This is a genomic window from Stenotrophomonas ginsengisoli (assembly GCF_001431485.1).
Classification (GTDB): Bacteria; Pseudomonadota; Gammaproteobacteria; order Xanthomonadales; family Xanthomonadaceae; genus Stenotrophomonas; species Stenotrophomonas ginsengisoli.
On sequence record NZ_LDJM01000067.1, the window covers coordinates 1 to 5,714 of the forward strand.

Genomic DNA, 5,714 nt, shown 5'->3' on the forward strand with positions numbered 1-5,714 from the left:
CAAGCCAACAAGCCCAAGCCGATCGGCGGTTTTCTGCATACGCGCGGCAGTGCTCTGCCGGGGCCTGGTGGTGCGCGCTGCTGGCCGACCATACTTGTGCGTCGGCGCAAGCCCGCATTTTTGATTATGGTCAGCGATGGACAGGACGGCGGGAATGGCCCGCTGTCAGTGGCCGTATTGTCACAAGGCTGTTTACATGCACACCGCTCCAACGGTTTCGTTCCGGCGTATCGCCCTTCTGGTGGCGGGGCTGTCGATGTTTGGCCCGTTTGCCATCGATGCGGTGTTCCCTGCCTTTCCGCGCATCGGCAACCAGTTCGCGGTGGACAAGCTGGCCCTGCAGCAGGTGATCAGTGTGTACCTGCTGGCCTACGCCCTGATGAGCCTGGTCCATGGCGCGCTGTCTGATGCGCTGGGGCGCAAACGGGTGATCGTCGGTGGCCTGCTGGTATTCATCGCCGCCTCGATCGGCTGCGCCCTGGCCCGGGACATGCCGACCCTGCTGTTCTTCCGTGCCCTGCAGGGGATGTCGGCCGGGGTCGGCTACATCATCGGCCGCGCGGTGATCCGCGACCTGTATGCCGGCGACGAGGCCCAGCGCCTGATGAGCCAGGTGTCGATGATCTTCTCCATTGCCCCGGCCATTGCCCCGATCATCGGTGGCTGGCTGCTGGGCTGGGGCAACTGGCCGCTGATCTTCTGGTTCCTGGTCGGTTTTTCCACCCTGTTGCTGGCGGTGACCCTGCTGTGGCTGCCGGAAACCCATCCGCCGCAGGCGCGGCTGGAGCTCAAGCCGCTGGCCCTGGCAGCCGATTACCTGGCCATTGCGCGCAACCGGCGCTTCCTGCGCCTGGCCGGTGCTGGCGCCTTGGGCTTTGGTGGCCTGTTCCTGTACATCGCCTCGGCTCCGGCAGTGATCATCGACCTGCTCGGCCTGGGCGAGCGTGACTTTGCCTGGCTGTTCGTGCCGACCATCGCCGGCATGAGCCTGGGTGCGTGGTTCTCAGGGCGCAGTGCCGGGCGCATCAGTGGCGAGCGGGCCATTGCCTCCGGGTTTGCCGTACTGGGCCTGTCGGTGCTGTGGAACGTGGGCTACAACCTGTTCACCGACACCCCGCAGGTGCCGTGGGCGATGCTCGGCCTGAGCCTGCATGCCTTTGGTACGGCCTTGATCTTCCCGGTGCTGACCCTGCGCATCCTGGACATGTACCCGCGCCAGCGCGGTTCGGCCTCCTCGATGCAGGCCTTCAGTGTGCTGGTGACCAATACCGTGGTGGCCGGGGTGCTGTCGCCGTTGCTGAGCCGGCATGGCCTGCACCTGGCCCTGGGGGCGGCGGCCTTCATTGCCGCCGGTGGCCTGCTGTGGTGGCTGGAGCTGCGGGCCATGGCCCGCTCAGGCAAGTTGGCGGCCGATCAGGGACAATGAGCATCGTTGCCCGGCTGCCGGCGGGGCAGGCCCTTACCCGGAAGTGATTCATGTCCACTGATTCAAAGAACCGCCGCGAGGCAAAGAAGAAGCAGGCCGAGCGTGCTGCCAACCAGAATGCCGAGCGTCTGCGCCAGGCCGTGCGCAATGTCGAGCCGCATGCCGAACTGCGTGACCAGCAGCGTACCTTGTTGGCCGGCGTGGTCCGCCGCGATGGCCAGTGGGTGCTGGGCATGGATGGCAAGATTGCCGGTGAGAGTGACAGTGCGGCCCATGTGCTGGCCATGGTGATGGCCGCCGGCGAACTGCACGAGCGCCAGGGAAAGCCGGTGCGCCTGACCTATTCGGATGTGCTGCGTGATGCGGCCAGTGCCGAAGCCCAGGCCCTGGGACAGACCTTCGAGCAGTTCAAGGACGACCTGGTGGCGCGTCTGGGCGGCAAGCTGCACTGAGGCCGCGCGCGCGCTGCACAGCCAGACCCTGATGCAACAAGGGCGCCGATGGCGCCCTTGTTGTTTTCAAACCCTGCGCAGGCCGGCCGGGCCGGCCTGCACGGTGCTGGCTTACGGCTGGGCCGGGGCAGCGGCTGCCGGTGCGGCCGTGCCCGGGGCCTGCCAGCCGCAGGTCTGGCCGGCGTTCTGTTCGCTCAGCCACTGCTGCAGCGGGGCGAAGTAGGCCAGCATCGGGCCCGCGTCCAGCTGCTCGCTGCCGGTCACTTCCTTCAGCGTGGCCTGCCACGGCTGGCTGGCGCCCTTGGTCAGCATGCTCCAGAACTTCTCGCCGGCCGCCTTGTTGCCGTAGAAGCTGCACTCGTGCAGCGGCCCGGTGAAGCCGGCGGCGTCGCACAGGCCCTTGTAGAACTGGTACTGGTAGATGCGGGCCAGGAAGTAGCGCAGGTACGGGGTGTTGCCCGGTACGTGGTACTTGGCACCGGCGTCGAAGAATTCCTCGCCGCGCGGGGTGGCCGGGGCCACGCCCTGGTACTTGGCCTTCAGCTCCCACCAGGCCTTGTTGTAGTTGTCCGGGCTGATCGAACCGTCGAACACGCCCCAGCGCCAGCGGTCGGTGAGCAGGCCGAAGGGCAGGAAGGACACCCCGCTCAGGGCCATGCGCATCTGCGCGTTGATGGTGGCCTGCTCGCTTTCTGCCTGGGCACCGACCAGGCCGATCGAGTTGAGGTACTTGGGGGTCATCGCCAGCACGATGGTGTCGCCGATGGCCTCGTGGAAGCCGTCATTGGCACCGCCCTGGAACAGCGGCGGCTGGGCGTTGTAGGCCAGGTCGTAATAGATGTGGCCCAGCTCGTGGTAGATCGTGGTGAAGGTTTCTTCGGTCGGGGTGATGCACATCTTGGTGCGCACGTCCGGGTGGGTACCGCCTTCGCCGCCCATGTTCATGTCCCAGGCGCTGGCGTGGCAGACCACATTGCGGTCCAGCGGCTTGATGAACTGGGTGTTGGCCCAATAGCTTTCCGGCAGGGCCGGCATGCCCAGCCCGGTGTAGAACTGCTCGGCCTGACGGGTCATGTCCTGGGCGGTCTTCAGCTCGGCCGCGCGCTGGGCCATGAAGCGCTGTTCGGTGGTGGGCGCGGCCGGCAGGGCGGCCTGGGCCTTGCTCAGGTTGGCCTGGTGCTGCTTTTCAAGCGCGGCGGTGATGTCCAGCGAGCCGGCGCCCGGGTAGGGCTGCAGCATGTCCCACAGGTTGGACCATTCCTGCTGCCACATGTTGCCGGTCAGGTGGGCCGGGATCAGGCCGCCTTCGACCTGGCCCTTGTCCGCGCCGTACTCTTGCACCAGCTTGGAACGGGTGTAGCAGTGCAGCTGCTCGTACAGCGGCTTGACCTGGTCCCACAGGCGGTCGGTTTCGCTGACCACCTGCTCGGCCGGCATGTCATAGCCACTGCGCCACATCGCGCCGGCATCGGCGTAGCCCATCTGGCTGGCGCCTTCGTTGACCAGCTCGACAAAGCGCTGGTAACGGGCGCGCGAGGCAGTGGCGGTGGAGTGCCAGCCGCTCCAGGCATCGAGCTGGGCGTTGTAGTCGCGCGAACGGGCCAGCACGTTTTCCAGGGCGCCGAGCTGGCGGCAGTTCTGCTTGTCACCTTCGCCGGTGCAGTAGGTGCCGGCGCCGTAGTCGCCTTCCAGCTTGGCGGCGATGCCGGCCAGCTCGGCCAGCTTGGCCGGGTCGCGCGGGGCCGGCATGGCGGTCATCAGCTTGAGCAGGGAGATGGCGCGGGCGGTATCGGCGCTCATCGGCTGGCCGTCGTACTTGCCGGCCTGCTCGATCCAGCCGTTGAGCACGGTCATCCAGCGCTCGTTGCTCTTGGCCGCGATGCGCTCCGAATCCGGGTTGATGTAGGTCGAGGCCAGCCACTGGGCCGAGGTCATTTCCGGGTACATGGCCTTGTATTCGGCGTTGACCCGGGCGATGAAGTCATCGGCGCTTTCGGCCGGTGCATGGGCGCTGGCGGCCGGTGCGGCGGTGTCGGTGGCATCCTTGTTGCAACCGGCCAGGACGAGCAGGCTGGTGCTGATTGCTGCGGCCAGCAGCAGATGACGCTGTTTCACGGGTGATCCCCTGCAACGAGTGGTAATTGCCGCAGGCTAGGCCGCCGCGCCCGGGCCTGCAAGTGGCGCAGGCCATGGGGCGTGGCGGGTACGGGGGTCAGGCCCGGCAGCCGGCAAACAGGTCCTGGTCGGCGCGGTAGGCATCGGTGCCCACCTGCATCAGGCCCAGTACCGAGGCAAACAGGTTGTCGTGCGAGGCCGGCCGGGTGCTGCGCTGCTGCAGGCAGGCCAGGTCCAGCCCGCGTGACTGGCCAAAGCCGGGGGAGAACCACATCACCATCGGCACCCGGGTCTGTTGCTCCGGGGCGATCGCCCAGGGCAGGCCATGCAGGTACAGGCCTTTTTCACCCAGCGATTCACCGTGGTCGGAGACATACAGCATGGCGCTGTCGTAATCGTCCAGGGCCTTGAGCCGGGCAATGGTGGTGGCCAGGAAATGGTCGGTGTACAGCACCGCATTGTCATAGCTGTTGATGATCTGCTCGCGGCTGCAACTGCCCAGGTCGGTGGACTGGCAGCCCGGCTGGTAGTGGGCGAAGCTGGCCGGGTAGCGCTGGAAATACGCCGGACCGTGGTTGCCCAGCTGGTGCAGCACCACCACGCGGTCGCCGGGCCGGGCGCGTACGCGCTGCTCCAGCTGCTGCAACAGGATCTCGTCCATGCAGCGGCCGTCACGGCACAGCACCGGGTCGCTGGCGTCATCCAGGTGGTCGATTTCCAGCCCGCTGCACACGCCCTTGCAGCCGGACTGGTTGTCGCGCCACAGCGGGTGGATGCCGGCGCGGTCCAGGACATGCAGCAGCGACTGGTGGCTCTTGATCGCATCCTCGTCGTAGTCGGCCCGGCCCCAGGGCGAGAACATGCAGGGCAGCGAGACTTCGGTACTGCTGCCGCAGCTGTGCATGTCATTGAAGTTGATCACCCCGGCAGTGGACAGCTCCGGCGTGGTCTGGCGCTGGTAGCCGTTCAAGCCCCAGTTCTGGGCGCGCACGGTCTCGCCGACCACCATCACCAGCAGACGTGGCTTGCGCCCGGCCGGGCTGGACAGTGGGTGGGCATCGGCAGCGACCGGCAGCAGCGTGCGCTGGCGCAGCGGATTGCTGGCATGCAGGCTGCGCGGCAGGGCCACCAGGTAGTTGACCGGGGTGGCCAGGTAGCGGACCTGGCGCTGGTTGCGCAGCAGCGAGGCCACGTTCTGGGAGTCCAGCAGGGCCCCGCCCAGCCCGGTCAGCAGGGCCAGCAGCAGGAGCAGCAGACGCTGGCCCAGGGCGCGGTACCAGGCCTGGCGGCGCAGGCGCACCAGGCCCATGCCCAGGGCCGGCAGTACGCCCAGCACCAGTACCGCCGGCAGCAGTGACCAGCCGATCAGCTCGGCGGCCTCCTTGCGGTCGGTATGCAGCACGTTGCGCAGCATGTCTGCATCCAGATACACGTTGTAGGTGTTCATCCAGTGCACGGCCAGGGCACTGGCCAGCAGCAGGACGGGAACCAGGATGCGTGCATTCCAGCGCCACACCAGCAGGCCCAAAACCAGGGTATTGGCGGCCAGCAGCAGCAGCCCCATGGCCAGGCCCATGCGCAGGTCGGCCTGTACACCGGACAGTGCCGCGGCCCAGAAACGCTGGTTGCAGAACACGGTGAAAAACAGGGCCAGCACCACCACCAGGCGATGGCTGCTCCAGTGCAGGCGTGGCAGGCGCAGCGCCTGCCACGCCTGCACT

General features: G+C 67.2%; 4 protein-coding genes. 2 read left to right on the forward strand and 2 right to left on the reverse strand.

Annotated features, from left to right (window positions below):
- Nucleotides 1-196: 196 nt before the first annotated feature.
- Both ABB30_RS15290 and ABB30_RS15295 read left to right on the forward strand, forming a co-directional pair.
- Complete coding sequence (locus ABB30_RS15290) at nt 197-1,426, forward strand: multidrug effflux MFS transporter (RefSeq protein ID WP_057639172.1); 1,230 nt, start codon at nt 197-199, stop codon at nt 1,424-1,426.
- A 50-nt stretch (nt 1,427-1,476) separates the two neighbouring features.
- Nucleotides 1,477-1,878, forward strand: a complete 402-nt coding sequence (locus tag ABB30_RS15295) for a hypothetical protein (protein WP_057639173.1) — start codon at nt 1,477-1,479, stop codon at nt 1,876-1,878.
- Nucleotides 1,879-1,989: 111 nt separating this feature from the next.
- On the opposite strand, the gene ABB30_RS15300 is transcribed toward ABB30_RS15295, so the two are convergent.
- Nucleotides 1,990-3,993, reverse strand: coding sequence for a M2 family metallopeptidase (locus ABB30_RS15300; protein WP_057639174.1), 2,004 nt, complete (start codon nt 3,991-3,993; stop codon nt 1,990-1,992).
- Nucleotides 3,994-4,090: 97 nt separating this feature from the next.
- Nucleotides 4,091-5,713, reverse strand: coding sequence for a phosphoethanolamine transferase (locus ABB30_RS15305; protein ID WP_057639175.1), 1,623 nt, complete (start codon nt 5,711-5,713; stop codon nt 4,091-4,093).
- Nucleotide 5,714 lies beyond the last annotated feature (1 nt).